Origin of the sequence: Cellulomonas sp. NS3 (assembly GCF_024757985.1) — a bacterium.
Classification (GTDB): domain Bacteria; phylum Actinomycetota; class Actinomycetes; order Actinomycetales; family Cellulomonadaceae; genus Cellulomonas_A.
On sequence record NZ_CP103289.1, the window covers coordinates 4,244,554 to 4,271,535 of the forward strand.

Consider the following 26,982-nt stretch of genomic DNA (forward strand, 5'->3'; position numbering starts at 1 on the left):
GGGACGACGGTGCGCGGCGGTCCGTCGGCGTCGACGGATCAGATGTGATCGGGCTCACGAAACCGACGGTATCAGGTACTGTGGGTTCTGGACATAGCACGAGGTGTGACGCCCGGCCCGGGACCCACGTCCCGACCGGCGCTTCCCACCCGCGGACCCGCACGACGCCCGATGCAGCACCAGCCTCGACCCAGCGACGACGCGAGAGGAACGCCATGGCAGCCACCCGCTCCCCGGCCCCGACCCCCGCCCCCGACCACCCGCAGGGCGGGGCCCCGCGCCGGGCGCTCGTGCTCGGCGGCAACCGGATCCCGTTCGCGCGGGCCGGTGGCAAGTACGTCCGCGCGAGCAACCAGGACATGCTCACGGCCGCGCTCGACGGGCTCGTCGCCCGCTACGGGCTGCAGGGCGAGCGCATCGGCGAGGTGGCCGCAGGCGCCGTGCTCAAGCACAGCCGCGACTTCAACCTCACGCGCGAGTCGGTGCTCGGCTCCGCGCTGTCCAACGAGACCCCCGCGTTCGACCTCCAGCAGGCGTGCGCCACCGGGCTCGAGACCGTGGTGCTCCTCGCGAACAAGATCCGCCTCGGTCAGCTCGAGTCCGGGATCGCGGGCGGCGTCGACTCCACGTCCGACGCCCCGATCGCCGTGAGCGACCGCCTGCGCCGCGTGCTGCTCGACCTGTCGCGCGCCAAGACCCCGCAGCAGAAGCTCGCCGCGCTCGCCCGGCTGCGCCCCGGCGACCTCGCGCCGTCGGTCCCCCGCACGTCCGAGCCGCGCACCGGCCTGTCGATGGGCGAGCACCAGGCGCTCACCACCGCCGACTGGGGCATCACGCGCGAGGCGCAGGACGAGATCGCGCTGCTCAGCCACGAGCGCCTCGCCGCCGCGTGGGACGCCGGCTTCTTCGACGACCTCGTGACCCCGTACCGCGGGCTCACGCGCGACGCGAACCTGCGCGCCGACACCTCGCTCGAGAAGCTCGCCAAGCTCAAGCCCACGTTCGGGCTCACGCTCGACACGCCCGCGACGATGACCGCGGGCAACTCCACGCCGCTGACCGACGGCGCGTCGACCGTGCTGCTCGGCTCCGAGGAGTGGGCCGCCGCGCACGACCTCACGCCGCTCGCGAGCGTCGTCGACGCCGAGACCGCCGCCGTCGACTTCGTGCACGGGGTCGACGGGCTGCTCACCGCCGGGGTGTTCGCCGCGCCGCGCCTGCTCGCCCGCCACGGGCTCACGCTCGACGACATGGACTACGTCGAGATCCACGAGGCGTTCGCCGCGACCGTCGCGGTGACGCTCGGCGCCTGGGAGTCCGACGAGTTCTGCCGCACGCGCCTCGGCCTCGACGGCCCGCTGGGCAAGGTCGACCGCAGCCGGGTCAACGTGCACGGCTCGTCGCTCGCCGCCGGCCACCCCTTCGCCGCGACCGGCGGGCGGATCGTCGCGACGATCTCCAAGGAGCTCGCGCGCCGCAAGGCCGCGAACGGCGACGGCCGGCCCGTGCGGGCCCTCCTCTCGGTGTGCGCCGCGGGCGGCATCGGCGTGACCGCGATCCTGGAGGCAGCGTGACCGACACCTACCTGAACCTCGTCAACTCGGGGTTCACGAAGAAGATCGCCCGGCAGCTCGGGCTGCCCCGGCCCGTCCCGCTGCGGCGCCACCAGCCCGGTCGCCCGCTCGTCGATGGGCCCGTGCTCGTGCTCGGCACCGGGGAGGACGCCGACACGGTCGCGCACGTGCTCGCGGGCACGGCGTCGGCCGCCGGGACGAACGGCGCGGGGGTCGACGGGACGCTGCCCGCGCCCGGCTGGGACCTCGACGTGCGCCGCCACCCCGCGCAGGGCGAGCGGTACGCCGCCGTCGTGCTCGTGCTGACCCAGCTCACGCACCCCGACGAGCTCGCCGCGCCCGTGCTCGCGCTCGGGTCGACGCTCAAGGGCCTCGCACCGCACGCGCGCGTCGTCACCGTCTCGCGGCCCGCCACGCCCGACGACGGCCCCGCGGTCGCCGCCGCGCGTCAGGGCGTCGACGGGATCCTGCGCTCCGTCGCCAAGGAGCTCCGCACCGGGGCGACCGGCAACGGCGTCGTCGTCGCGGACGGCGTCCCCGTGACCGCGCCGAGCGTCCTCGGGGCGGTGCGCTTCTTCCTGTCGGCCCGGTCGGCGTTCGTCGACGGGCAGCTGCTGTCCGTCGACAGCGACGGCGGCTCGCTCCCGCTCGACTGGGACCGTCCGCTCGACGGCCGGGTCGCGGTCGTGACCGGCGCCGCCCGCGGCATCGGCGCGGCCATCGCGGAGACCCTCGCGCGCGACGGCGCGACCGTCGTCGCCGTCGACATCCCGGCGGCGGGCGAGCAGCTCGCAGCCGTCGCCAACAAGGTCCGCGGCACCGCGCTGCAGCTCGACGTGACCGCCGAGGACGCGGGGACACGGATCCTCGAGCACGCCCGGACCCGTCACGGTCGCCTCGACGTCGTCGTCCACAACGCCGGCATCACGCGCGACAAGCTCCTCGTCAACATGACGCCCGACCGGTGGGACCCGATCATCGCGGTCAACATCGCCGCGCAGCTGCGGATCAACGAGCAGCTCCTCACGTCGGGCGACTTCACCGCGGAGCCCCGCATCGTCGCGCTCGCGTCGACGTCCGGCATCGCAGGCAACCGCGGCCAGACGAACTACGCGGCGTCCAAGGGCGGCGTCGTCGGCATGGTCCGCGCCACCGCTCCCCTGCTGACCGCGTTCGGGGGGACGGCCAACGCCGTCGCCCCCGGGTTCATCGAGACGGACATGACGGCGAAGATCCCGGCCGTCACGCGGCAGGTCGCGCGGCGGCTCAACTCGCTGCAGCAGGGCGGCCAGCCCGTCGACGTCGCCGAGGCCGTCGCGTTCCTCGCGTCGCCGCAGGCCGGGGGCGTCGTCGGGCGCACGCTGCGGGTGTGCGGGCAGAACCTGGTGGGCCAGTGACCGCTGCCGGCGGCCCCGTGGGCCGGGACCGCGCGCAGGACGTCGCGGACCTGCGCCGTGAGGAGGTCGTGCTCCCCGGGGTGCCGTCGCTCGGGCGGCTCTACGCGCGCGGCGCCGCGGCGTCCGGGCGGCTCGCGCTCGCGCGGCGGTTCGGTCGCGGACCGGTCGACCTGCCCGAGGTCGCCTATCTCGTCGCCGGGGTCCAGGCCGACGCCACGCACCTCACCGCCTACCAGCACCTGCTCGGCGAGACCGCGTCGGACGTGCTGCCGGCCGGGTTCGTGCACGTGCTCGCGTTCCCCGTCGCGACCGCGGTCATGGCCCGGCCCGACTTCCCGCTGCCGCTCGCGGGGCTCGTGCACCTCACGAACGAGGTCAGCCAGCACGTGCCGCTGCGCCTCGGGCAGGCCGTCGACGTGCGGGCGTGGGCCCAGGGGCTCGCGGCGCACCGCACCGGGACCACCGTCGAGCTCGTGACCGAGGTCCGGCTCGCCGGTGCCGCACGCGAGCTCGGCGAGGGGCCGGTCGCGTGGCGCGGGGTCTCGACGTACCTCGCGAGGGGCATGCACCTCGTGCGGGCGGGTGCGGGGGCCGACGGCGGCGGTGTGACCGGCGGCGTCGGCGGGTCCGACGGCGCTCGGGGCGACGACGCTCGCGACGGTGGGGCTCGGGGCGGTGGGGCTGCGGACGGTGGCGGGGCGCAGGCCCGGCCGGCGTTCGTGCCGCCCGTGCCCACCGCGCGCTGGGAGCTCGACGCCGGCACCGGGCGCCGGTACGCGGCCGTCTCGGGCGACCGCAACCCGATCCACCTGTCCGCGGTCTCGGCCAAGGCGCTCGGCTTCCCGCGCGCGATCGCCCACGGGATGTACACCGCGGCGCGCGCGCTCGCGACGGTCGGCGCCGAGCGGGGCGACGCGTTCACGTGGTCCGTCGAGTTCGCGAAGCCCGTGCTGCTGCCCGGGTCCGTCGCGGTGCGGGTCGCCGCCGACGGCGCACCGGGCGACGGCTACACGTACGCCGGCTGGCACGCCCGCACCGGCAAGCTGCACCTCACGGGGTCGGTCCGGCCGCTCTGACGCACGTGACGGCAGGTCCCGCCCCCGCACCTCGGTCGGGACCTGCCGTCGCCGTCCTCGGGCTCACCCGCCGGCGGGCTCACACGCGGGCGCGCTCACCCCGCGGCCGGGGCTCACCCGCGGGCGGGGCTCAAGCAGGAGGCCGCTCGCGCCGAAGACCCTGCGTACGCAGGACGGCGGCGGAGGGCTCAGGCATGTCGATGCACGGTACGGATCGCGCCCCGAGCGCCACCACCCCCGAGGCCGGCTGGTACGCCGACCCTGCCGGGGCCGGTCTCCGGTGGTGGGACGGCCAGGCGTGGACCGAGCACGTGGGCGCGGCGCCGGAGCCCCGGAGCACCGCGGCGCCCGAGCCCGGGTTCGCCCCCGTCGACGACCCCGCCGCGCGTCGGGCTGCGGCCGCGGCGGCGCACGGCGGGAGCGGCGCGCACGGTCGCGTCGGCGCGCAGGGCGAGGTCGGCGGGCCGGGCTCGTTCGGTGGGCAGACCGGGTTCGCGGCCCAGCCCGGGTTCGGTGCCCAGCCGGGCCTCGGTGCCCAGCCCGGGTTCGGGGCCCAGCCCGGGTTCGGTGCGCAGACCGGGTTCGGTGCCCAGCCCGGCTCCGGCGGGGCCAGCGGCTTCGGCGCCGTGCCGGGCCGGCCCGGCGGGTGGCAGGCCGGCCCTGCGGCGTTCGGCCCCGGCGCGCCCCGCCCCTACGCCCCGGCGGTGAAGCCCACGAACGGCCTCGCGACGGGGGCGCTGGTCGTCAGCATCGCGGTCGTCGTGGTCGGCTTCCTCACGGGCATCGCCTACGCCTTCGTCCTGTCGCTGATCCTGTCGGTCAAGGCGCTGCAGCGGTCGAACGAGATCGCCCGCGAGGGGCACGGGGCGGTCGGCCGTGCGCGTGCGGTGTGCGCGCTGGTGATCTCGGGCCTCGTGCTGCTCGACGTCGTGATCAGCGCGGTGTTCCTCCGAGGCGTGTGAGCAGCCCGTCGCGCACCGCGGGCCACTCGTCGGCCAGCACCGAAAAGTAGGCGGTGTCGCCGCGGGAGCCGTCGGGCGCGACGCGGTGGCTGCGCAGCACGCCCTCGGGGACGGCGCCGAGCCGCGTGATGGCGGCGACGGAGCGGGCGTTGCGGGCGTCGGCCCGGAGCGCGACGCGCTGCATCCCCCACTCCTCGAACGCGTGCCGCAGCATCAGGTACTTGCACGCCGGGTTGTTCGACGTGCCCCACCAGCGCGGCGCGAAGTACGTGTGCCCGATCTCGACGCGGGCGAGCTCGGGCGCGAGGTCGTAGAACGAGGTGCTGCCGCGCACCTCGCCCGTCGCGGCGTCGAGCGCCGCGAGGGCGACGCGTCCCGGCGACGCGACGGCGGCCTCGACGTGCGTGCGCATCGCGTCGACCCCGCGCGGGACGGGCGTCGACATCCCGGCCCAGATGCGGTCGTCGACGAACGCCGCGAGGCCGTCGGCGTGCTCGGGGGCGAGCGGGACGAGGCGGACGCCGAAGCCGTCGAGCGTGAGGTCGTGGTGCACGCAGCACAACCAAGCACACGAGCCCGGCGGCGGGCGACCCGTTTCGCCCCGCGACCTCGGTGCCTGCCCGCGGCCCCCAGCCGCCGGACGCCCGGCTCGGGCCCGCGACCTCGGCACGCTCCGCCTCAGGCTCCGCGACCACCCGCCGCCTCACCGCGGCCCAGCCCGACCACCCGTCGGCGCACGACCCGGTGCACCACCCCGAGCCCGAGCACGACGGTCCCCGTGAGCACCGCGCCGGCGGGCAGCGTCACGACGAGCGCGAGGCACCCGACGACGCCGACGACCGCGAGCGCGCGCGGGTAGAGCCGTTCGGCGGCCGGCTGGGTCAGGGCGGCCGCGTTCGCCACCGCGTAGTAGAGCAGCACGCCGAAGGACGAGAAGGCGATCGCCCCCCGGAGGTCGGTCACGACCACGAGCACCGCGACCACGCACCCGACGGCGACCTCGGCGTGGTGCGGGACGCGCGAGCGGGGGTGCACGGCGGCGAGCCAGGGCGGGAGCTCGCCGTCGCGGGCCATCGCCAGGGCCGTCCGCGAGATCCCCGCGACGAGGGCGAGCAGCGCACCGAGCGACGCGGCGACCGCGCCGGCCCGCACGAGCGGCGCGACCCAGGGCGCCCCCGGTGCCCCGGCCTCGGCCGCCGCCGCCAGCGGCGTGCTGCTGACGGCGACCCCGTCGGGCCCGAGCACCGCGAGCACCGTCACGGCGACGACGGCGTAGACGACGACGGCCAGGGTCAGGGCGAGCACGATGGCGCGCGGGATCGTGCGCGCCGGGTCACGGACCTCCTCGCCCATCGTCGCGATCCGTGCGTACCCGGCGAACGCGAAGAACAGCAGCCCGGCCGACTGCAGCACCCCGTGCACCCCGGCCGACGCGAGCCCGTCGCCGAGGGCGGCCACGTCGACCCCGACGCCCGGCCCCGCGAGGCTCGCGGCGACGAGTGCCGTCAGCACGACGAGCACCACCACGACGAGCACGCGCGTCAGGGCGGCGGTCCGGGTGACGCCCCGGCAGCCGACCGCCGTGACGCCCGCGACGACGGCGACCGCGAGCGGGCGCTGCCACGCCGCGGGGACCGCGTAGGACGCCACGGCGAGCGCCATCGCCGCGCACGACGCGGTCTTCCCGACCACGAACGACCAGCCCGCGAGGTAGCCCCACCACGGGCCGAGGCGCTCGCGCCCGTAGACGTACGTGCCGCCCGAGACGGGGTGCACGGCGGCGAGCTGGGCCGACGACGTCGCGTTGGCGAAGGCGACGACGGCGGCGACCACGAGCCCGACGAGGAGAGCGCTGCCCGCCGCCCGGGCCGCGGGCGCGACGGCGGTGAAGACGCCGGCGCCCAGCATCGAGCCGAGCCCGAGCACCACGGCGTCGCGCGTGCCGAGGCGTCGCGCGAGCACCGGTGAGCCACCCACCGCCGGACCTGCCACCGTCGTCCTCCTGCCCCGTCGCCGTGGTCGGCCCACGCGCTCGTGCTGAGTCTGCCTACAGTGGACCAGGACCTGGCACCTGTCCCGGCCGGGAGCACGACCTGCTCCCCGGCCGGAGCCCACCTGCCGGTCCGACGGTCAGCGGTCGCGCCGATCGAGGGGGGTAGGCGCATGGAGGGTACGAGCGCGCCCTCGTCCGGTCGCGCACGGCGGGCCGACGGGGAGGTCCGGACCGGCTCGCCCGCCGCGGGTGCCTGGCCGGTCGGCACCTACGTGGCCGTCGCGCTCGCGCTGCTGCTGCTCGCCACCGCGCTGGGCCTCGGGTTCGCCTACCAGACCAATGCCCAGCGGGCCCGCGAGCACGCGACCGACGACCTGCGCGCCGACGCGGAGATCGCCGCCTGGACGGTCACGCAGTCGGTCGTCTCGGCACGCGCCCAGGTCGAGTCGCTCGTCGCGGCGCCAGGCCTGGCCACGCTGCTCGACGACCCCGCCGGGTGCGTGCTGCCGTCCGCGGGCGCGTCGATCCTCGCCGAGGTGCGCGTGTCGCTCGTGACCGGCGCCGGTGACGTCGCGTGCACGTCGCGGCCCGAGCAGGTGCCCGCGGAGCCCGGCCTGCACGCCGGGAGCGACTGGCTCACGCGCACGCTCGGGACCTCGACGACGCAGGTCGTGGGGGGCGCGCAGGACCCGGCCACCGGGCGCCCCTCGATCGTGGTCGCGCGGGCGTTCGCGGCCGACGACGCCGGTGGGCGGGCCGCGGCGGTCCTGTTCCTCGACGTGGGGACCGTCGCCGCGGACCTCGGCTCGATCCTCGGGCTCGGCACCGACGCCGTCGTCGGGATCGTCGACGTCGGCACCGGGCGCGTCGTCTCCGCCTCCGGGCCCGACTCCGGGGCGCTCCTGGGTGCGGTCGTCGACCCGACGCGACTCTCCGGCGAGACCGAGGCGCCGGACGGTGTCGCGCGGCTGTTCGCCTCGGCGGACGTCGAGCCCGCGGGGTGGCGCGTGTACCGCGGCGTCGAGGCCGCGTCGGTCGTCGCCGACGCCAGGCAGACCCTCTCGACCTTCGTCGTCCTCGGCTCGCTCGCGCTGCTCGCCATCGTCGCCCTCGGCTGGCTCGCCCAGCGCCGGGTCGCGCGCCCGCTGCGCGCCCTCACCGCCGCGGTCACGGGCGCACGCACGGCCGGCACGGGCGCCCAGGTCGAGGTGGCCGGGCCGGCGGAGCTCCGGCTGCTCGCCCAGGAGTTCAACGCGCTCCTCGACATCCGCGCGGGCCACGAGGCACGCCTCGCGCACCAGGCCACGCACGACCGGCTCACCGGGCTGCCGAACAAGGACCTGCTGCGCGAGCGGCTCGCCCGCGCGCTCGATCCCGGGAGCGGCAGCCGGGTCTCGGTGCTGTGCGTGGGGATCAACCGCTTCCAGACGATCAGCGACAGCCTCGGGCACGACGGCGCCGACCGCGTGCTCGTGGAGGCGTCGGTGCGGCTGAGCTCGGCGCTGCGCCCCGGCGACCTGCTCGTGCGCGAGGGCGGGCACGACTTCATGGTGCTGGGCCGTGACCTGACCGTGGACGGCGCGGTGGTGCTCGCGCAGCGGCTGCTCGCGGCGCTCGCCGAGCCGGTCGGCGTCGGCAGCGCGGGCATCGTGCTGACGGCGGCGATCGGGATCGCGCCGCAGGACCGCGACCCGGCGCCCGAGCGGCTGCTGCGCGAGGCCGACACCGCGATGGGCCGCGCGCGGGAGCTCGGCATCGACTGGGCGGTGTTCGACGCGTCGATGCAGCGGCGCGCGACGCGCTACCTCGAGACCGAGCAGGCGCTGCGGCGCGCGCTCACCGACGACGAGCTCGTCGTGTACTACCAGCCCCTCGTCGAGGTGGCCTCGGGCCGGATCACCGGCGCGGAGGCGCTCGTGCGGTGGGCGCACCCGACGCGTGGGCTCGTCGCGCCGCTCGAGTTCGTGCCGGTCGCCGAGGAGACGGGCCTGATCTCGGCCCTCGGTGAGGTCGTGCTGCGGGGTGCGTGCGAGCAGGCCGCCCGGTGGTGCGCGGACGGCCACCCGCTGCGGATCTCGGTCAACGTCTCCGGCGCGCAGCTCCAGGACGGCGCCTTCGTGCCGCTGGTCGCGGACGTGCTGCGCGCGACCGGGCTGCCCGCGGACCGGCTGTGCCTCGAGGTCACCGAGTCGACCCTCGTCCGCTGGGCGACGCACGGGCGGGAGAGCCTCGACCGGCTGCGGGCGACGGGGGTGCTGCTCTCGGTCGACGACTTCGGGACGGGCTACTCGTCGCTGTCGTACCTGCAGGACCTGCCGATGACCGAGCTCAAGATCGACCGGTCCTTCGTCGCCCGCCTCGCGCGCGACACCCGCGACCTGCACCTCGTCGAGGCCGTGCTCGGCATGGCCCGGGCGCTGGGCCTCGGGGTCGTCGCGGAGGGCGTCGAGTCGTCCGACCAGCACGCGATCCTGCGCCGGCTCGGGTGCGACCGGGCGCAGGGGTTCCACTTCGCCCCGCCGCAGACGGCGGCGGCGTTCGGCCGGCTGCTGCGCGACCGGGACAGCCGGCCCGACCTCGAGCGGACGCACGCGTGAGCCCCGCCCGGTCGGCAGCCCGTCCGCGTGTCCTGGCGGGCGGTCAGTCGAGCGCCGGACCGCACGCCGCGGCCGTCGCCGCGAGGCCGTCGAGCCCGTGCAGCGGGATGAGCGGGCGCGTGTCCTGGGCGACGACCCAGCAGCCGTCCTGCACCGCGTAGCGCGCACCCGGGCCCTCGGCGAGGAACGCCGCGACCCCGGCGACGAGCCGGTCCACCGCCTCCGACGGCGTGCCGACGCCGACCGACGCGCGGATGGCGCCGTCCGCCGCGCCGAGGCGCTGGAGCAACGGGTGGGCGCAGAACCGGCCGTCGCGCACGCCGATGCCGTGCTCGGCGGCGAGGTAGGCGGCGACGAGGCCCGGGTCGTGCTCCCCGACCGTGAAGGTCACGACGCCGACGGGCTCGCCGGAGTCGGGCCAGATCCGCACGACCCGCACGCCGTCGAGCGTCGCGAGGCCGTCGACGAGCCGGGCGCGCAGCGCTGCCTCATGCGCCTCGAGCGCCCCGGCGGGGAGCCCCGCGAGCACCTCGCAGGCCTCGGCCAGCGCGATCGCGCCGACGACGTTCGGCGACCCGGCCTCGTGCCGCGCCGGTGCGGGCTGCCAGACCGTGCGGTCTGCGCGCACGTCCCGCACCGCGCCGCCGCCCGCGAGGTACGGCTCGCCCGCGTCGAGCCAGTCGCGCCGGCCGACGAGCGCACCCGCACCGAACGGCGCGTACGTCTTGTGCCCCGAGAACGCGACGTAGTCGGCCCCGGTCGCGGCGAGGTCGAAGCCGCGGTGCGGGACGAGCTGCGCGCCGTCGACCACGACCCGCGCGCCGGCGGCGTGGGCGAGGCGCACGACCTCGTCGAGCGGCAGCGCCTCCCCCGTGACGTTCGACGCCCCGGTCAGCGCGACGAGCGCGTGCGGCTGCGCGGCGAGCTCGCGGGCGAGCACCTCGAGCGTCTCGGCGACGGTGCCGGCGATCGGCACGACGGTCGACGCGCGGTCCGGGCCCTGGCCCCACGGCAGCAGGTTCGCGTGGTGCTCGACGTCCAGCACGAGCACCCGCCCCGGCGTCCCGTCGGCGCCGGCCGGGACGACGCCCGCGAGCAGGTTGAGCGCGTCGGTCGTGTTCCGGGTGATGATCGCGACGTCGTCCGCGCGGGCGCCGACGAACCGCGCGATCGTCTGGCGCGACGCCTCGTACAGCGCGGTGGACACCTGCGACAGGTAGCCGGCGCCGCGGTGCACGGACGCGTACAGCGGCAGGACCTCGGTCACGCGCGCCGCGACGGCCTCGAGCGCGGGGGCGCTGGCCGCGTAGTCGAGGTTGGCGTAGGTGCGGCTCGTGCCGTCGAGCAGCGGCACCTGCGTGTCCCCGCCGACGACGGGCAGGATCCCGTCCAGCGGCGCCGGCGTCGTCGTCGCACAGGTGGTGGCCTCGGTGATCACGGACATGGTGCTCCTCGACAGGTCGGTGGGGACCCGTGGTGAGGACCCCGCGCTTGCCGTCCGCCGATCGGCGGCACGGCCAGGTCGTCACCCGGGGCACCCCACCGCGGAGGAGGGTTGCCGGCCAGCAAGCCGGGGCTTCGTGCTGGCACTCATGACCTGGACCGAGAATCCCCGGGAGGGACCGCCGGTGTCAACGGGTGGGCACGGCGTCTCGCATGGCGGACCGTGCGGGGTCGAGGCTTGGACCGCGGCCGGACGTGAGCCTACGATCGCCGTCACCATCCAGAGCGGCCGAGAGATCTGGCTCGACGACGCCGCAGCAACCCGCAGGCACCACGTGCCTGGAACAGGGTGCTACCGCCAGGACCGATGGAGGCGACATGAGCGACGCACCCGACCCGACGACCGGGACCGGCGGCACCGGCGAGCCCGGCACTGGCACCCCCGAGCCGGAGCCCCTGCGCTACCGGCTCCTGACCGGGCCCGACGACCGCTCGTTCTGCGAGCGCGTCAGCGCCGCGCTGGCCGAGGGCTACGTGCTGCACGGCGGCCCGGCCGCGACGTTCGACGGCACCCGGGTGATCGTCGCGCAGGCCGTCGTCCTGCCCGACCCGGTGCCCACCACCGGCCCGGTCCCCGTGCCGCGCGCCCAGGTGCTCCCCGCATGAGCGCCGGCGGCTACGCGGGTGACCTGACCCCGCAGCAGGCGTGGGAGCTGCTGGAGCACGACGAGCGCGCGCTGCTCGTCGACGTCCGCACCGACGGCGAGTGGGCGACGATCGGCGTCCCCGACACGTCCGCCACCGGGCGCCCGGCGGCGTTCGTCGAGTGGGTCGACGGCACCGGCCGGCCCAACCCGGCGTTCGTGGACGAGCTGCGCGCGAGCGGCCTCGAACCCGGCGACGACCGTCCCGTGGTGTTCCTGTGCCGCTCGGGCGTGCGCTCGGTCGGCGCCGCGAAGCTCGCCACCGCGGCCGGCCTGGGCCCCGCGTACAACGTGCTCGACGGCTTCGAGGGTGGCGTCGGCCCGGACGGGCAGCGCGGGGCGACCGGCTGGCGCGCCGCCGGGCTCCCCTGGCGGCAGCGGTGAGCGCCCGCCGCACGCCCGGACCGTTCGACTGGGACGACCGCTCGGTCGACCGCAGCACGCTGCGCCCCGACACGCTCGCCGTGCGGGGCGGGCTCGTGCGCACCGAGTTCGGCGAGACGTCCGAGGTCCTGTTCCTGACCCAGGGGTACGTGTACGGGTCGGCCGGCGAGGCGGAGTCGGCGTTCGCCGGCGACGTCGACCGGTTCCTGTACTCGCGCTACTCCAACCCGACGGTCTCGACGTTCGAGGAGCGCCTGCGCCTGCTCGACGGCGCCGAGGCGGCGTACGCCACCGCGACCGGCATGTCGGCGGTCTTCACGGCCCTCGCCGCGCTCGTCCGCTCGGGCTCGCGCGTCGTCGCGTCGCGCGCGCTGTTCGGGTCGACCGTCGTGATCCTCGACGACATCCTGGCGAAGTGGGGCGTGACCACCGACTACGTCGACGGGCACGTGCTCGCGCAGTGGGAGGAGGCGCTCGCGACGCCGGCCGACGTCGTGTTCTTCGAGACGCCGTCCAACCCGATGCAGGACCTCGTCGACATCGCCGCGGTCAGCCGCCTCGCGCACGACGCGGGCGCCGTCGTCGTCGTCGACAACGTGTTCGCGACGCCGGTCCTGTCCCGGCCGCTCGAGCACGGCGCCGACGTCCTCGTCTACTCCGCGACCAAGCACATCGACGGCCAGGGCCGGGTGCTCGGCGGCGCGATCCTCGGGTCCGAGGAGTACGTGCACGGCCCGGTGCAGACGCTCGTCCGGAACACCGGCCCGTCGCTCAGCCCGTTCAACGCGTGGGTCCTGCTCAAGGGCCTCGAGACGCTGTCGCTGCGGGTCCGCCACCAGACGGCGTCCGCCCTGCGCGTCGCGACGTGGCTCGAGCAGCACCCCGGCGTCGCGGCCGTGCGCTACCCCTACCTGCCCTCGCACCCGCAGCACGAGCTCGCGCTGCGCCAGCAGACCGGCGGCGGGACCGTCGTGACGCTCGACCTCGCGGTGCCCGAGGGCGCGTCGGTCGACGACACCAAGAAGGCCACGTTCGGTGTGCTCGACGCGCTGCGGATCGTCGACATCTCGAACAACCTCGGCGACGCCAAGTCGATCGCGACGCACCCCGCGACGACGACGCACCGCAAGCTCGGCGCCGAGGGCCGCGCCCGGGTCGGGATCGGCGAGGCGACGGTGCGCCTGTCGGTCGGGCTCGAGGACGTCGAGGACCTCGTCGAGGACCTCGCGCAGGCGCTCGAGCCGCTCGCAGGCTGATCCGGGCGGCTCCCGCCCCGACCGACCGACCGGGCCGCCGGTCGGTCGGGGCGTCCGTGCGGGGACGCCGGGCCGACCGGCACGTGCTGCGGCCGCCGCTGCCGCCCGTCGGTCAGGCGACCGGCGCCAGCGCGCGGAGGTGGTCGACGCCCGGGCCGTCCGCGAGCGGCACGAGCACGACGCCGTCCGCGCCGACGCGCCGGGCGAGGTCCACGGCCGTCCCCACGACCGCCTCGGGGGCCGCGACGACGCGCGTGGCCGACGGCGTCCACGTGAGCCCCGCGAGGGCGTCGAGGTGCTCGAGGTAGGAGCGCTTGCGGCGCGCGGTGTCGGCGTCCGCGGTCGGCAGCACGTCCAGGTCGAGGACGATGCGCACGCCGGCGCGCTCACGCCCGACCGCGGCGATCTCGTCCTCGAGCTGCTCGACGAGCGCGGTCATCGCGGCGACGGTCGGGACCTGGGCCGAGAAGGACAGGTGCACGGCGTCCGCGCGCGCGGCGGCGAGCGCGAGGGCCACGCCGGACGTGGGGCGGAAGGCGACGGGGTCGCCCGCGTGCGGGCGGCCGTCCCCGGGTGCGGCGACGGCGACCGTCACGTGACGCGCGACGTCCGGCGCGGTGTCGCGGTCACCCGCGGTGTCGAGGTCAGGCGCGGGGCGGTGGTCCGGCGCGGCGGGTTCGAGGGCAGCGGCGCCGTCGAGGGCGGTGGGGGTCGACATGTCCGGGAGGAGACGGTCGAGGACGAGCTGAGACATGGAAGGTGTCCTGGGGTGCGGTGCAGCAGGTGCGCAGCGGGGGCCGGTGGCCGCGGGCGCGCGGGGTCGTCAGCTCAGCGACAACACGTCTGCATCAGGAACACCCGGCGATCGTACGGCGCCGGGACGGGGCTGCCTACCCCGTCCCGGCATCCGGTCGGAGAACTCACCCGCGCGGCGCGAGGGGCACGTCGCGCTCCCGCTCGTGCGCCGCGGCGCGCACCGGGACCGCGACGTCCGTGCGGCTCCGGCCGTAGGTGAGGCGCCGCAGCAGCACCTCGAACGGTCCCCGGCGGCCGGCCCGGTGCATCGCCACGGCGACCAGCACCGTCACGAGCCACACCACGACCGCGAGCACCGCCGCCTGCGCGGTCCCGATCCGCCCACCGAGACCCAGACCCCACGCCGACAGCAGCGGCGCGAACATCACCGACTGCAGCAGGTAGGACGTGAGCGACCGCTCGCCCACCGCCGCGACCGCGGACACGACCCCGCGCCGCGGACGGTCCCGCAGCACCGCCGCGACCCACGCGAACAGGCACACGTACCCGAGCCCCATCACGACACCCGAGAGGTTGTGCACGACCTCCAGCACGGTGGCCGTGGTCCGGTCCGGCGTCCAGACGCGCGCCGCGGCGAGCGCGTAGGGCAGGTTGAAGACGAGGTTGACGGCGGCCGCGGCGAGGAACACCCGGCCGAGCGACTGCCGGTGGTCCCACGGGCGCGTGAGCCAGCCGGCACGCGCGAGCAGGATCCCGAGGACGACCTGCGGCACGAAGAACAGCGCGAGCGCGGACGCCGACATCGTGACGACGGACAGCGCCGCGCGCTGGAGGGCCGACGCGAGGTAGTCGGCCGTGGGCGCGCCGGCCATCTCGCCGTCGCCCTGCACGACGACGAGGAGCAGCACGACCCCGACGGCCGTGGCGAGCACCGAGGACGCCCAGAACCAGCGCACGAGCGCCGTGCGCGAGCGGTGCAGCAGCGCGAGCGAGACGAGCCCGGTGATGCCGTAGGCGGCGAGGATGTCGCCGCCGAAAAGCAGGACGGCGTGCAGGAAGCCGAACGCGACGAGCCAGCCGCTGCGCCGGGCCAGGACGCGCCGCACGCCGCGCCGGTCCGCACCCCGCGCAGCGAGCCGGGACGCCATCGTCGCGATGCCGAAGCCGTAGAGGATCGCGAACATCGGCCGCGACCGGTTGTCGACGAAGAAGGTCACGAGCCCGTCGACCACGTGGTCCAGCGTCGAGCCACCGGCGGGCCGGTAGCTCACCGGGTCGAACGCGCCGTCCGCCGCCCACAGGTAGCCCCAGACGTTCGCCGAGGCGATGAACAGCAGGAGCATGCCGCGCGCGAGGTCGGGAGCCAGCGACCGGGGGGCGGGAGCCGGCTCCTCGGCGGTGGTGCCCGGGGGCGAGGGTCGGGTGGTCAGCACGGCCGTGGGCTCGTCGTGGCTCATGACTCACGACGCTAGGAGCCCGACCCTCGTGCGCACATCCGGGGAGCACCCCGGCTGACCTGGGGGTTCACCCCCAGAAGCCACTCAGGGGACCGGGGTCCGCACGGGCGCGACGGGCCGCTCCGACGGGACGCCCACCGACGCGGCGGCACCCCCGCGGCCGTACGTCAGGCGCCGCAGCAGCACCTCGAACGGTCCCCGGCGGCCGGCCCGGTGCATCGCCACGGCGACCAGCACCGTCACGAGCCACACCACGACCGCGAGCACCGCCGCCTGGGCCGTCCCGATCCGCCCACCGAGACCCAGACCCCACGCCGACAGCAGCGGCGCGAACATCACCGACTGCAGCAGGTAGGACGTGAGCGACCGCTCGCCCACCGCCGCGACCGCGGACACGACCCCGCGCCGCGGACGGTCCCGCAGCACCGCCGCCACCCACGCGAACAGGCACACGTACCCGAGCCCCATCACGACGCCGGACAGGTAGTGGGCGAGCTCGACCACGAGCCCGACCGCGCCGTCGGCGGGCGTCCACACCTGCGCGACGGCGAGCGCGAACGGCAGGTTCCCGACGAGGTTGACCACCAGGGCGACGACGACGACGCGCCCGAGCGCCTGCCGGTGCTCCCACGGCTGCGCGAGCCACCCGCTGCGCGCGAGCAGGATCCCGAGGACGACCTGCGGGACGAAGAACAGCAGCAGCGCCGCGATCGTGGTGATCGCGAGCGAGCCGAACAGGCGCTCGACGGCGGAGGCGAGGTAGTCCGACGGCGGGATCTCGCCCGTGCCCCAGTACTCGTGCAGGAACGTCAGGACGAACGCGCCACCGGCGGTCGCGACCACCGACGACACCGCGAACCACCAGAGCAGCACGGTGCGCGAGCGCTGCAGGAAGGCGAGCGCGATCAGCCCGGTGACGCCGTAGGGCGCGAGGATGTCGCCCGCGAACAGCAGGGCGGCGTGCGCGACGCCGAAGACGACGAGCCAGCGGCTGCGCCGGGCGATCACGCGCCGCACGTCGCGCCGGTCGGCCCCGCGGGCGGCGAGCCGGGCCGCCATCGTCGCGAGCCCGAAGCCGTACAGGATCGCGAACATCGGGCGAGAGCGGTCGTCGACGAAGAACGCCACGACGCCGTCGACCGCGAGGTCGAGCGACGAGCCGCCGACGGGGCGCAGGCCGTACCGCGACACCTCGGCCGCGCTGGTCCACAGGTAGCCCCACACGTTCGCCGAGGCGATGAAGAGCAGGAGCATGCCGCGGGCGAGGTCGGGGGCGAGCGAGCGCACGGTCGCCGTCGGTGCGGGCGCGGCGCCGGGAGGTCCGGCCGGAGCGGGCCAGGCGCCGGGCGGCGTCGCGGATCCGCCTGCCACGCCCGTCGTCGTCCCGGTGCCGGGTCGTGGGGGTGCCGTCGTGGGTGCGTGGTCCGAGCGGTCCGCGGTCATGACCTCGACGCTAGGAGCCGGGCGGTCGACGCCGCATCCACCTTCGGTCGCCCGACCGTCAACCGATCGGCGGAACGGACCGTCAACCGAGGTGCTTGGCGAACCAGAGACCGTGCGGGTTGATCCGGTCGCGCGGCGTGAGCGGCAGGATCGGCCGGTAGCCGCTCGACACGTAGAGCCGGATCGCCTCGGGCTGCCGGTAGCCGGTCATGAGCACGACCTGGCGCAGCCGGTGGGCCCGGGCGGCGTCCTCGACGGCCTGCAGCATGGTGCGCGCGACGCCGGCGCCGCGGGCCGACTCGTCGACGAACACCTTCTTGAGCTCGCCCGACCCCTCGGGGTACCCCTCGCGGGCGGCCCGGAGCGTCGCGCAGCCGACGGGCACGCCGTCGATCTCCGCGAGCACCGTGGTCAGCGCACCCTCCCCCTGGGCGGCGTCGTCCGCCGCGAAGCCGCCGCGGCGCTCGACCGCCTCGCGCAGCGACGGGTAGAGGCGCGCGTTGGTGCGCTCGTACATCGCGACCCGCAGCGCGACGGCGTCCGCGTCGTCCCAGTCGACGAAGCGCAGCGTGACCTCCGGGCGCAGGCGGGCCGGCGACCTCGGGGACGGCTCGTCGCGCGGGACGTCCGTCTCCGCACCGCCGTCGTCGGGCACCAGGGCCTTGCCGAAGCAGCGGGACGACGGCTCGTCCTTGTACTCGCCGTAGGCCTCGATCGGGTCGTACCCGAGCGCGAGGTACAGCCCGATCGCCTCGGGCTGCATCACGCCCGTCTCGAGGATCAGGCGGCCGTACCCGAGCGCGTGGGCGCGTGCCTCGAGCTCGGCCATGACCAGGCGGGACAGCCCGCGCCCACGCCGGGCCGGCACCACGTACAGCCGCTTGATCTCGACCGTCCCCGGCCCCTGCGTGGCGGAGACGTCCCGCAGCGCGCCGCACGCGACGGGCTCGCCGCCGTCCCGCACGAGCAGCATCGCGACGACGCCCTCGGCGGTCATCACCGAGCCGACGTCGTCCGCGCCGTAGCGCTCGGCGAGCTCGGCGACCTGGTCGGCGCGCAACCGGGTCGCGTCGGCGTCGTCCCAGTCGACCAGCGACGTCGTCAGGTCCGCGCGGGTGCCCGCGAGCGTCATCCGACCAGCGCGTGGAGCACGGACGTGAAGAAGCGCAGCCCGTCGGTGCCGGTGCGCGGCCCCTGCGGGCCGTCGGGGCCGAAGCCCGCCTCGACCGCGTGCTCGGGGTGCGGCATGAGGCCGACGACGTTGCCCTTCGCGTTCGAGATGCCCGCGATGCCGCGGCGCGAGCCGTTCGGGTTGACGTCCTCGTAGCGGAAGACGACGCGGCCCTCGCCCTCGAGCTCGTCGAGCGTCCGCTCGTCGGCGACGTACTGGCCGTCCTGGTTCTTGAGCGGGATCGTGATGCGCTCGCCCGCGGCGTAGTCGCGCGTCCAGGACGTCTCGGCGTTCTCGACGCTGAGGACCTGCTCCCGGCACAGGAAGTGCAGGTGGTCGTTCTTGATCATCGAGCCGGGCAGCAGGTGCGCCTCGGTGAGGACCTGGAAGCCGTTGCAGATGCCGAGCACGGGCATCCCGCCGTTCGCGGCGTCGACGACCGAGCCCATGACCGGCGCGAAGCGGCTGATCGCCCCCGCGCGCAGGTAGTCGCCGTACGAGAAGCCGCCCGGCAGGACGACCGCGTCGACCTCGTGCAGGTTCTCGTCCGCGTGCCACAGCGCCACGGGCTCCCCGCCGGCGAGGCGCACCGCGCGTGCGGCGTCCCGGTCGTCGAGCGTGCCCGGGAAGGTCACGACCCCGACGCGCGTCATCAGGCGGTCACCTGCGCGGCGTCCTCCGCGTAGACCGCGACGACGTCCTCGATCACGGGGTTGGACAGCACGTGCTCACCGGCCTCGCGCGCGGCGGCCAGCACCTCGTCGGTCACCGGCCCCTCGAACTCGAGCTCGAAGCGCTTGCCCTGGCGCACGCTGGTGAACTGCGCGAAGCCGAGCCGCGGCAGCGCACCGGCGACGGCCTTGCCCTGCGGGTCCAGGATCTCGGGCTTCGGCATCACATCGACGACGACTCGTCCCACGGGTGGCTCCAGGTTTTTCGCGGCGGTGGGGGCGGGGCCAGCCTACCGAGTGCTGCGCGGGGGGCCGTCGTCGCGTTCACCCCTCGGCACGCGGCGCGCGGGGGTCGACGTGGCGGCGCCGGCCTCGGCGGGTCAGGCACGACCCGTCCGTCGACGCCGGGACCCGCGTGGGGCGCGAGGCGGCTCGGGCGTGAGCGGGACGTACGGCAGGAACGGGCCGAGGTCGTCGCGCTCGGGCACGGGCACCGGTCGGCGGTGCGTGATCGCCTTCAGCAGCGTCAGGGCGATCGGGAAGCCGACGAGGTAGAGCACGGTGACGCGCGGGTCGACGAGGTCCCACCCCGTGCCGCGCTCGACGAGGCTCAGGAGGCCGAGCAGGACCGCGATGCCCACGGTCCTGGTCAGCGCGAACCGCACCGGGAACAGCCGCCCGTGCACGTCGTCGCGCTGCCACCCCTCCCAGCGGGGCGGGAGCGGGCGGTCCAGCAGGCGGTAGCGCAGGTACGCGCCGAGCGGCGGGTGGCTCCGCCGGCGCGTCGCCCAGCCCGACCGGACGAGGCTCAGCGCGGTACGGGCGTCGACGCGCTCGGCGCCGGGCGCGGCGAGGTCACGCAGGACCTCGGTGAGCTCGCTCGCCCGTGCGGTGCGCCAGCGCCGGGGATAGGCGCGCAGCCACAGGGCGGCGGAGCGGGCGAACCGGTCCGGGGCGCTCACGGCCGGGCCTCGGAGGTCGCAGCCGACGCGGGGCCCGAGGAGTCGGCGCCACCCACCGTCGGACCGGTCGCCCCGGGTCCCGGCGGGTCGACGGCGAGGTAGAGCCGCTCGACCGACGGGTACGCGACGGCGGCGACCAGGCCCTCGGCGATCGCGAGCCGCGCGGGGTAGAGCCGCCCGTCGACGTCGTCGAGGAGCCACCCGTCCCACCGCGTCCCGGGGTGACGGCCCGCGAGCCGGTACGCGAGGTACGCGCGCGGCGGCGGGTGCTCGCGCCAGCGGGTCGCCAGCCCGGCGACCACGAGGCCGAGCGCCGTGCGGACGTCGACGCGGCGGGCGCCCGGCCGGGCCAGGTCCACGAGCACCGCGGTGACCTCGGCCCCGCGCGCCCGGCGCCAGCGCCGCGGGTAGGCGTGCAGCCACCGCCCGACGGACCGCGCGAGGGCCGGCTCGGCGCTCATGCCGGCCCCAGCGCCGGTCGCGGTCCCGCGGTGAGGACCCGCTGCGCGCGGCGCGCGAGGTCGCGCAGGCGGGCGGTCTCGGCGGTCAGCGCCTCGTGGCCCGCGTCGGTGAGCCGGTAGTAGCGCCGCAGGCGACCGTCGACGACGACCTCCCCCGACGCCTCGGCCTGCCCGGCGGCGACGAGCCGGTCGAGGATCCCGTAGAGCGTCCCGGCGCCGAGCCGCACGTCGCCGTCCGACAGCGCGAGCACGGCCTGGACGACGCCGTACCCGTGCCGCGGCTCCTCGGCGAGCGCGAGGAGCACGAGGTACGACTGCTCGGACATGCGTCTCGCCATGGACGATATATATCGCGCGACGACTTATGAGAGCAAGGGATCCCGTGCCTGACCTGCGACCCGTCGGGCCGGCGCTCGCGGTCCGACGACCGGACGTCCACGCGGTCACGCGGTCACGCGGTCACGCGGTCACGCGGTCACGCGGTCACGCGGTCACGCCACTCACGGCACGACGACCGTCATCCCCACCGAGGTCGCCGGGCCGCTCATCGCCGCGAGCGCCGCCGGGGCGTCGTCGAGCGACACGACGGGTCCGACGAGCCGGTCCGGCCGCAGCGCGCCGTCCGCGATGCGCGCGAGCATCGCCGGGTACTCGTGCGCGGCCATGCCGTGGCTGCCGTAGACCTCGAGCTCCCACGCGACGACGCGGCCCAGGGGCAGCGCGGGGTCGGCGTCCGCGCCGAGCAGCAGGCCGACCTGCACGTGCCGGCCGCGGCGGCGCAGGCCCAGCACCGACGCGGCGGCGGTCGCGGCGCTGCCGAGGGCGTCGAGCGACACGTGAGCCCCGCCGCGCGTGGCCTCGTGGACCGCGGTGGCCACCTCCTGCGCGCTGCGGCCGGCCGGGTCGAGCGCGTGCTCCGCGCCGAGCTCGAGCGCGGCCGCGCGGGCCGCCGGGGACACGTCGACCGCGACGACCCGTGCCCCGAGCGACGCCGCGACCATCACTGCGGACAGTCCCACCCCGCCACACCCGTGCACGGCGACCCACTCCCCCGGACCGGGCCGCCCGTGCACCGTCAGCGCCCGGTACGCCGTCGCGAAGCGGCAGCCCAGGCCGGCGGCGGTCACCGCGGACAGGCCGGGCGGGAGCGCGACGAGGTTGACGTCGGCGTGGTCGAGCGCGACCCGCTCGGCGAAGGACCCGTCGTGCGTGAAGCCGGGCTGTGTCTGCCGCTCGCAGACCTGGTGCTCGCCCGCCGCGCACGCCGCGCAGTCGCCGCACGCGCACACGAACGGCACCGTGACCCGGTCCCCGACCGACCAGCGCCGCACCGCGGCGCCGACCTCGACGACCGTGCCGGCGAGCTCGTGCCCGGGGACGTGCGGGAGCGTGATGCCGTCGTCGTGCCCCTGCCACCCGTGCCAGTCCGACCGGCACACGCCCGTCGCCTCGACCCGCAGCACCACGCCGTGCGGCGCGCACACCGGCGCGGGCACCTCCCGGACGACGGGGACCCGACCGAACTCCTCGACCACGACGGCACGCACCGGCCCATCGTCCCGGACGCCGGTGCCGGCGACGACCGCGCACCCGCCGCACGCCCGCAGCGCGCGGGTGCGCCCGCACCCGAGCGAGACCGTGCGGGCGCTGCACCGGGGGTGCCGGAGCCGTCAGCCCTCCGCGAGCCGGTCGAGCGCCAGGCCCGCGAGCAACGCCGACGCGAGCGGGAGCACCGAGTCGTCGAAGCGTGCGCCTGCCGCGTGGTTGTACGGGGCCGTCGCGGGGTCGGCACCGACGGGGGTCGCCCCGAGGAAGACGAACGCGCCCGGCACCTGCTGCAGGACGTAGGAGAAGTCCTCGGCCCCGGAGACGGGGCGCGGCGCGTCGACGTACCGCTCCGCGCCCGCGAGCGCCTCCGTCACGCGCGCGGCCCGCTCGACCTCGTGGGCGTCGTTGACCGTCACGGGGTAGCCGCGCACGTAGTTGACCTCGGCGGTCAGGCCGTGCGCGAGCGCGACGTGCTCGGCGGCGCGCGTGAGCCGCTCGGGGATCTCGGCGTGGTGCTGCTCGGAGAACGTGCGGATGGTCGCGGCGAGCTCGGCGGTCTCCGGGATGACGTTGTCGGTCGTGCCCGCGGCGATCCGGCCGACCGTCACGACGACGGGGTCGTGCGCGTCGAACTGGCGCGTCACCACGGCCTGGAACGCGAGCACGATCTCCGCCGCGACGGTGACCGGGTCCGCGGCGCGGTGCGGCGACGAGCCGTGGCCACCGCGCCCGCGCACGGTCACGAACATCTGGTCGGCGGCGGCCATCGTCGGGCCCGGGCGGCCCGTCACGACCCCTGCCGGGAGCATCGACGAGACCACGTGCAGCGCGTACGCGGCGACGACGCGCTCGCCGGCGGCGTCGAGCACGCCCTCCTCGATCATGAGGCGGGCGCCGTGGTCGCCCTCCTCGCCGGGCTGGAACATGAGCACGACCGAGCCGGCGAGCTCCTCGCGCCGGGCCGCGAGCAGCCGGGCGGCGCCGACGAGCCCGGTCACGTGCTGGTCGTGGCCGCACGCGTGCATCACGCCGGGGTGCTCGCTCGTGAACGGCTCGCCCGACTCCTCGGTCACGGGCAGGGCGTCCATGTCGCCGCGCAGCAGCACCGCGGGGCCGGGCCGGGCGCCGCGCAGCACCGCGACGACCGAGGACAGCCCGGTGCCGGTCGTGACCTCCAGGCCCAGGCCGTCGAGCGCCGCGAGCACGCGCGCCTGCGTCTTCGGCAGGTGCAGGCCGATCTCGGGGACCCGGTGCAGGTCGTGGCGCAGCGCCGTCAGCTCGGGGGCGAGCGCCTCGGCGTCGGCGAGCAGGGCGGCGGTGCGGTCGGGCTCGGTCACGTGCGGTCTCCCCCTGCGTGGCCGCGCGCCCGGGCCGGCGCGCGTGGGTCCGCGCCCGCGGACCGGCGCGTCCCACCGACGCTACGACACGGCACCCCGGCAAGTCCCGACCTACGATCCCCCGCATGAGATACGTCGTGATCGGTGCGGGCGCGGTGGGCGGGACCCTCGGCGGGAGGCTCTTCGAGGCGGGGCACGACGTGGTCCTCGTCGCGCGCGGCGCGCACCTCGACGCGATCCGCGACCGCGGGCTGGTCCTCGAGACGCCCGACGGCTCCTCGACGCTGCCCGTCCCCGCGGTCGGCGGCCCCGACGAGCTCACGCTGACCGACGACGACGTCCTCGTCTCCGCGGTCAAGTCGCAGGACACCCGGAGCGTGCTCGACGCGTGGGCCGACGTGCCCGTCGGCGCGTCCGGCGCCCCCGCGGCGCACCGGCTGCCGTTCGTGACCGCGCAGAACGGCGTCGCGAACGAGCACGCCGCGCTGCGGGTCTTCCGGCGCGTGTACGGCGTCTGCGTGTGGCTGCCCGCGTCGTACCTCACGCCCGGCACCGTGCAGGCCGAGGGGTACCCGAGCTCGGGCTTCCTCACGGTCGGGCGCGTTCCCGGGGCGCTCGACGACGTGACCGCGCGCCTCGTCGCCGACCTCGGGGCCAGCCGGTTCCTCGCCGTCGAGGACGCCGAGGTCATGCGGTGGAAGTACGGGAAGCTGCTGAGCAACCTCGGGAACGGGCTCGACGCGCTCGTCGGCGGCGCGTCCGGGACGCGGGAGCTGCTCGACGAGCTGCGCGCCGAGGGCGAGGCCGTCCTGACCGCCGCGGGGATCGACTTCTCGACGCCCGCGCAGGAGCAGGAGCGCCGGGGCGACGCGGTGCAGGTGCGGCCCGTCGGCGCGGGTCCGCGCGGCGGCAGCTCGACGTGGCAGAGCCTCGCGCGCGGCACCGACGGCATCGAGGTCGACTGGCTCAACGGCGAGATCGCGCTGCTCGGGCGCCTGCACGGCGTCCCGACGCCGGTCAACGACGCCGTGCAGGCCGCGGCGCGCGAGGCCCACCGGCAGGGCCGGGGGGCGGCGCCGTACGACGTCGCGACGGTGCACGAGCTGGTCGCCGCGGCGCGCTGACGGTCCGCGCGCCGTGGTCGCGCGCCCCGCTCAGCTCCGGCCCGCGCGCTCGAACACCCGCAGGTAGTCGAACTCCGCGGTCGCCCCGACGCCGCCGTGCGAGACGAGCCCGATCGACAGCTCCGAGCCCGCCGGGAACGTCCACACGCCGCCCGCGACCCACGTGCTCCCGTCGGTCGAGGTGAACGCCTGCACCTCGTGCTCGCCCGCGTCGTCGGTGCGGTGCGCGAGGCGCAGCCACGTGGTCTCGGCGGGCGGCCCGACGATCGTGCCGCCGTACTGGAGCCGCCCGGCGTACGGCAGCTCGGTGCCGAACTCGGTCTGCCGGGTGTTCCAGATCGCGACGTGCGAGAGCCGCGCCCACCGGTCGTCGTCCACGTAGGCGACGATCCCGCCCTGCTGGTAGTTGCGGATCTCGTCGGTGCCGAGGTCGATCGTCAGGCGGGTCTCCGCGACCCAGTCCCCGTCGGGCGCGTCGCGCAGGAGCACGCCCGCGTCGTTCGCGGTGCCCCCGAGGTCGCCGGCCTCGGTGGGCCAGCGCAGGACGCCGCCGGCCACGGTGACCTCGGGCGAGCGCAGCACCGTCCACGCGGGGTCGAGCGCGTCGCCGTCGAACTCGTCGCCGAGCACGAGGTCGCCCGGCCGCGCGAGCGGCACGGTGCGCGTCACCGGGCGGGCCGCCGGGAGCGCGCTGAGGTTGTCGACGTGCACGCCCGCGCCGGCGGCGAAGGCCCCGGCCGCTCCGGGCACGCGTGCGCCGCGCGGGAGGTCGAGCGTGACGGCGGCGAGCGGGTCGCCGAGGCGCGCGTGCGTGAGCTCGGCCCGGGCGACGCCGTCGCGCACCGTCAGCACGGCGGAGTGCCACGTCGTGAGGTCGAGGTCCGCGGGCAGGGGTGCGGCGGCGCGGGCGACGGAGCGGCCGCGCACGGTCGCCTCGACGACGAGCTCCCGCGTCACCGGGTCGATCGCGGCGCTGACCTGGTCGACCGGGCCGCGCCGGGCGTCGGGGTTGTCGGTGAGCCGTTCCAGCCTCCCGCCGCCGCCGCGCGTGCGGTACCCGGCGACGAGCCCGTGCTGCGCGGTCACGCCCGGGTCGGCGCGCAGGTCCGCCTCGACGCGCACGCCGTCACCGAGGGACCGGTGGGTCACGAGCGCGCTCGCCCCCGTGCGGCCCGGGGCGCCGGACACCGCGTGGTCGCCCGCGTCGTCGTCGGTCGCGGTCGTCCAGCGGCCCACGGTCGACCAGGTGCGTGGGATGCCGTCGTCGAACCCGGTGACCCGGCCCGTGACCGGGCCGCGCTGCCGGTCCTCCGACGCCCACGCGCCCGCCCGGGCGGTCGGCCAGCCGGAGACCCAGTCGAGCCGGTCGATCAGCATGGGCCGCTCGTTGATGCCCTCGGTCCCGTCGAGGTACGGGTCCTCGCGGTCGATCGCGTGGTAGACGATCCAGTCCTGACCCGCGAGGTCCGTGACGACTGCGTTGTGCCCGGTGCCGACCCAGCGGTTGCCGTTCGGGGCGAGCACCGGCGTGCCGCCTGCCCGCGACTGGTTCAGCGGCACACCCTCGCGGTCCACGTACGGCCCGGTCAGGTCGCGCGAGCGCCCGACGTGCACGCTGTAGCCCGTCGTCGGGCCCGCGCAGCAGTTGGCCGACGACGCGAACAGGTACCACCAGCCGTCGCGCTGGATCACGTACGCGCCCTCGTACTTGTTGTCGATCGCGACCTGCACGGGCTCCCCGACCGCCTCGGTGCCGTCCTCGGCGAGCTCGGTGACCCAGATGCCGCCGTAGTAGGAGCCGTAGAACAGGTGCTCGGTGCCGTCGGGACCGACGACGTGGTGCGGGTCGAACGTCCACCGGAAGTCCCCGGACGCCCCGGCTCCGCGGCGCGGGTCGACGACGGGGTCGCCGGCGTCGGTCCACGGGCCCACCGGCGTCGGGGCGGTCGCGACGCCGATCGCGTTGTCGTTCGGCTCGGCGGGGTCGTCCGGGCCGGTCGTGGTCTCGGTGACGACGTAGTACAGCCGGTACACGCCGTCGACGTAGCGGATGTCGGGCGCCCACAGCGCCGCGCCACGGTCGGTGTCGGCCCACGTCGGACGGGTGTCCTCGGTGAACGCGTCGCCGACGTACTCCCAGCTCACGAGGTCCGACGAGCGCGAGATCGGCAGCAGGTGCCGCACGCCCTCGCCCTCGCGCAGCGGGTCGGTCGTGCCGTACGCGTACCACCAGCCGTCCTTGCCGCGGATCACCGCGGGGTCGGCGTACGTGTCGGCGAAGCCCGCGCTCACCGGGTTCGTGTACGGCGTCGACCGCACCGCGCCGTGCGCGCCGCCGGGGCCGCCCGAACCGCCGCCCGAGCCGTCGAGCGACCCGCCGAGGGCCTCGGGATCGGTGGCCGCGCCCGCCGGACCGGCGAGCACGAGCCCGGCGGCGAGGACCGCCGCGGACACGGCGGCGGTCACGGGGGCCGCGTGGGAGCGGGACGGCACGGAGAACCTGCGCATCGGAGCCTGCCGATCGTCGTCGATGTGGCGGGGTGACTCCGTTGTACGCCGGTCGGGCGCCGTCCGCCTCCGCTCCGGCACGGTCCTGCACCCACGGGTGGACCCGCGCGCCCGGGAGCCCGACGGAGGGCGGACGTGCACGCGGGCGGCGCTGCCTA

Annotated in this window: 24 protein-coding genes and 2 riboswitches; of the genes, 9 read left to right on the forward strand and 15 right to left on the reverse strand. The window is 76.4% G+C overall.

Translation table 11 applies throughout. From position 1 onward, the window contains the following. The first annotated feature begins 215 nt into the window (after positions 1-215). The 4 genes from NXY84_RS19235 to NXY84_RS19250 all read left to right on the forward strand — a co-directional run bounded on the left by NXY84_RS19235 (position 216) and on the right by NXY84_RS19250 (position 5,009). Positions 216-1,574, forward strand: coding sequence for an acetyl-CoA C-acetyltransferase (locus NXY84_RS19235; protein WP_258724635.1), 1,359 nt, complete (start codon positions 216-218; stop codon positions 1,572-1,574). Further along, the gene (locus tag NXY84_RS19240) at positions 1,571-2,971 is read left to right on the forward strand and encodes a 3-oxoacyl-ACP reductase (protein ID WP_258724636.1); all 1,401 of its coding nucleotides are present in this window, start codon (positions 1,571-1,573) and stop codon (positions 2,969-2,971) included. Before NXY84_RS19235 ends, NXY84_RS19240 begins: the two co-directional genes overlap by 4 nt. After that, entirely contained in the window at positions 2,968-4,047 is a 1,080-nt protein-coding gene (locus tag NXY84_RS19245; protein ID WP_396126312.1) for a MaoC/PaaZ C-terminal domain-containing protein, read from the forward strand. The genes NXY84_RS19240 and NXY84_RS19245 overlap by 4 nt, the downstream gene beginning before the upstream one ends. Before the next feature lie 194 nt (positions 4,048-4,241). Continuing rightward, positions 4,242-5,009, forward strand: a complete 768-nt coding sequence (locus NXY84_RS19250; RefSeq protein WP_258724637.1) for a DUF2510 domain-containing protein — start codon at positions 4,242-4,244, stop codon at positions 5,007-5,009. Here the strand turns inward: NXY84_RS19250 and NXY84_RS19255 are convergent. Both NXY84_RS19255 and NXY84_RS19260 read right to left on the reverse strand, forming a co-directional pair. Then, a complete protein-coding gene (locus NXY84_RS19255) occupies positions 4,981-5,562 on the reverse strand; it encodes a GNAT family N-acetyltransferase (RefSeq protein WP_258724638.1) in 582 nt (193 codons plus the stop codon). The genes NXY84_RS19250 and NXY84_RS19255 overlap by 29 nt on opposite strands. Before the next feature lie 125 nt (positions 5,563-5,687). After that, on the reverse strand, positions 5,688-6,986 hold the full coding sequence (locus NXY84_RS19260; RefSeq protein WP_258724639.1) for an APC family permease: 1,299 nt from the start codon (positions 6,984-6,986) through the stop codon (positions 5,688-5,690). Positions 6,987-7,172: 186 nt separating this feature from the next. Between NXY84_RS19260 and NXY84_RS19265 the strand changes: the two genes are divergently transcribed. Next, a complete protein-coding gene (locus NXY84_RS19265) occupies positions 7,173-9,599 on the forward strand; it encodes a putative bifunctional diguanylate cyclase/phosphodiesterase (protein WP_258724640.1) in 2,427 nt (808 codons plus the stop codon). A 43-nt stretch (positions 9,600-9,642) separates the two neighbouring features. Here the strand turns inward: NXY84_RS19265 and NXY84_RS19270 are convergent, their stop codons facing one another. Continuing rightward, entirely contained in the window at positions 9,643-11,043 is a 1,401-nt protein-coding gene (locus tag NXY84_RS19270) for an aminotransferase class V-fold PLP-dependent enzyme (protein WP_258724641.1), read from the reverse strand. Positions 11,044-11,081: 38 nt separating this feature from the next. Beyond that, positions 11,082-11,197: riboswitch (SAM riboswitch) on the reverse strand. 118 nt (positions 11,198-11,315) lie between these two features. Further along, positions 11,316-11,416, forward strand: a riboswitch (SAM riboswitch). A gap of 4 nt (positions 11,417-11,420) precedes the next feature. Here NXY84_RS19270 and NXY84_RS19275 point away from each other — a divergent pair. From NXY84_RS19275 to NXY84_RS19285, 3 genes are read left to right on the forward strand one after another with little or no spacing between them, the layout of a single operon-like run. Further along, on the forward strand, positions 11,421-11,708 hold the full coding sequence (locus tag NXY84_RS19275; RefSeq protein ID WP_258724642.1) for a DUF1737 domain-containing protein: 288 nt from the start codon (positions 11,421-11,423) through the stop codon (positions 11,706-11,708). Further along, complete coding sequence (locus NXY84_RS19280; protein WP_258724643.1) at positions 11,705-12,130, forward strand: rhodanese-like domain-containing protein; 426 nt, start codon at positions 11,705-11,707, stop codon at positions 12,128-12,130. The genes NXY84_RS19275 and NXY84_RS19280 overlap by 4 nt, the downstream gene beginning before the upstream one ends. Further along, positions 12,127-13,386 carry an O-succinylhomoserine sulfhydrylase gene (locus NXY84_RS19285; RefSeq protein ID WP_258724644.1) on the forward strand — a complete coding sequence of 420 codons (1,260 nt, stop codon included), beginning with the start codon at positions 12,127-12,129 and terminating at the stop codon, positions 13,384-13,386. The genes NXY84_RS19280 and NXY84_RS19285 overlap by 4 nt, the downstream gene beginning before the upstream one ends. A gap of 112 nt (positions 13,387-13,498) precedes the next feature. Here NXY84_RS19285 and NXY84_RS19290 read toward each other — a convergent pair whose 3' ends face one another. The 11 genes from NXY84_RS19290 to NXY84_RS19340 form a co-directional block, all read right to left on the reverse strand. After that, positions 13,499-14,140, reverse strand: coding sequence for a hypothetical protein (locus NXY84_RS19290; RefSeq protein ID WP_258724645.1), 642 nt, complete (start codon positions 14,138-14,140; stop codon positions 13,499-13,501). Between the two features lie 166 nt (positions 14,141-14,306). Next, positions 14,307-15,599 carry a DUF418 domain-containing protein gene (locus NXY84_RS19295; RefSeq protein WP_258724646.1) on the reverse strand — a complete coding sequence of 431 codons (1,293 nt, stop codon included), beginning with the start codon at positions 15,597-15,599 and terminating at the stop codon, positions 14,307-14,309. Positions 15,600-15,683: 84 nt separating this feature from the next. After that, positions 15,684-17,042: a DUF418 domain-containing protein gene (locus tag NXY84_RS19300; protein WP_258724647.1), complete on the reverse strand. Its 1,359-nt coding sequence runs from the start codon at positions 17,040-17,042 to the stop codon at positions 15,684-15,686. Between the two features lie 82 nt (positions 17,043-17,124). Beyond that, complete coding sequence (locus tag NXY84_RS19305) at positions 17,125-18,174, reverse strand: GNAT family N-acetyltransferase (RefSeq protein ID WP_258724648.1); 1,050 nt, start codon at positions 18,172-18,174, stop codon at positions 17,125-17,127. Next, on the reverse strand, positions 18,171-18,866 hold the full coding sequence (gene purQ / locus NXY84_RS19310) for a phosphoribosylformylglycinamidine synthase subunit PurQ (RefSeq protein ID WP_258724649.1): 696 nt from the start codon (positions 18,864-18,866) through the stop codon (positions 18,171-18,173). The genes NXY84_RS19305 and purQ overlap by 4 nt, the downstream gene beginning before the upstream one ends. Beyond that, positions 18,866-19,132, reverse strand: a complete 267-nt coding sequence (gene purS / locus NXY84_RS19315; protein WP_141372194.1) for a phosphoribosylformylglycinamidine synthase subunit PurS — start codon at positions 19,130-19,132, stop codon at positions 18,866-18,868. The genes purQ and purS overlap by 1 nt, the downstream gene beginning before the upstream one ends. 132 nt (positions 19,133-19,264) lie before the next feature. Beyond that, positions 19,265-19,846: a hypothetical protein gene (locus NXY84_RS19320; RefSeq protein ID WP_258724650.1), complete on the reverse strand. Its 582-nt coding sequence runs from the start codon at positions 19,844-19,846 to the stop codon at positions 19,265-19,267. Further along, a complete protein-coding gene (locus NXY84_RS19325; RefSeq protein ID WP_258724651.1) occupies positions 19,843-20,307 on the reverse strand; it encodes a hypothetical protein in 465 nt (154 codons plus the stop codon). Before NXY84_RS19325 ends, NXY84_RS19320 begins: the two co-directional genes overlap by 4 nt. Continuing rightward, entirely contained in the window at positions 20,304-20,645 is a 342-nt protein-coding gene (locus NXY84_RS19330) for a PadR family transcriptional regulator (RefSeq protein WP_258724652.1), read from the reverse strand. The genes NXY84_RS19325 and NXY84_RS19330 overlap by 4 nt, the downstream gene beginning before the upstream one ends. A 162-nt stretch (positions 20,646-20,807) precedes the next feature. Beyond that, positions 20,808-21,854, reverse strand: a complete 1,047-nt coding sequence (locus NXY84_RS19335) for an alcohol dehydrogenase catalytic domain-containing protein (RefSeq protein ID WP_258724653.1) — start codon at positions 21,852-21,854, stop codon at positions 20,808-20,810. A gap of 123 nt (positions 21,855-21,977) precedes the next feature. Then, positions 21,978-23,192, reverse strand: coding sequence for a M20 metallopeptidase family protein (locus tag NXY84_RS19340; protein ID WP_258724654.1), 1,215 nt, complete (start codon positions 23,190-23,192; stop codon positions 21,978-21,980). 125 nt (positions 23,193-23,317) lie between these two features. Here NXY84_RS19340 and NXY84_RS19345 point away from each other — a divergent pair, with 125 nt between their 5' ends. Continuing rightward, positions 23,318-24,316, forward strand: coding sequence for a ketopantoate reductase family protein (locus NXY84_RS19345; protein ID WP_258724655.1), 999 nt, complete (start codon positions 23,318-23,320; stop codon positions 24,314-24,316). A gap of 30 nt (positions 24,317-24,346) precedes the next feature. Here NXY84_RS19345 and NXY84_RS19350 read toward each other — a convergent pair whose 3' ends face one another. After that, the gene (locus NXY84_RS19350; RefSeq protein ID WP_258724656.1) at positions 24,347-26,782 is read right to left on the reverse strand and encodes a family 43 glycosylhydrolase; all 2,436 of its coding nucleotides are present in this window, start codon (positions 26,780-26,782) and stop codon (positions 24,347-24,349) included. Positions 26,783-26,982: the final 200 nt, after the last annotated feature.